The sequence below is a fragment of the Arthrobacter sp. NQ7 genome, assembly GCF_029581595.2.
GTDB classification, from domain to species: Bacteria; Actinomycetota; Actinomycetes; order Actinomycetales; family Micrococcaceae; genus Arthrobacter; species Arthrobacter phenanthrenivorans_B.
Map to the genome: position 1 here is coordinate 1 of NZ_JARFXU020000066.1, position 454 is coordinate 454.

The window sequence follows — 454 nt, forward strand, 5'->3', positions numbered from 1 at the left end:
GTTCCAGGGAGCGCCCAACGGCCATGAGGGCAGCCATCATTTCCTGGTGGACGACTTCGTCACCGCGGTGAACAACCGGACGCTGCCCCCGGTCAACGCCTGGGTGGCCGCACGTTTCACCCTCCCCGGGATCGTGGCCCACGAATCGGCCCGGCAGAACGGCGCCCGGCTGCCCATCCGCGACTTTGGCGATGCCCCGGCCGACTCGTAGCTAGCATGGAGACCATGACATCACCGGCAGTAAAGGCTCCCCGTGGCGGCCCTGTGACGCGCAAGGACGTTGCGCGGTATGCCGGCGTCAGCACCGCCGTCGTCAGCTACGTGGTTAATGGCGGCCCCAAGAAGGTGGCGCCGGCCACCGAAGCAAAAGTGCAGGACGCCATCCGCGTCCTCGGATACCGGCCCAATGCGGCGGCCCGTGCACTCAAGCTGGGCTCAAGCGAGACCCTGGGGC

Annotated in this window: 1 protein-coding gene and 1 pseudogene; both read left to right on the plus strand. The window is 67.8% G+C overall.

Annotation, left to right across the window (positions count from 1 at the left end; all coding sequences use genetic code 11):
* Positions 1–211: pseudogene (locus PUN71_RS23055) on the plus strand (gfo/Idh/MocA family oxidoreductase); the annotation flags it as partial.
* 14 nt (positions 212–225) lie between these two features.
* The coding region (locus PUN71_RS23060) for a LacI family DNA-binding transcriptional regulator (RefSeq protein WP_283532434.1) at positions 226–454 on the plus strand (229 nt) is incomplete at its 3' end.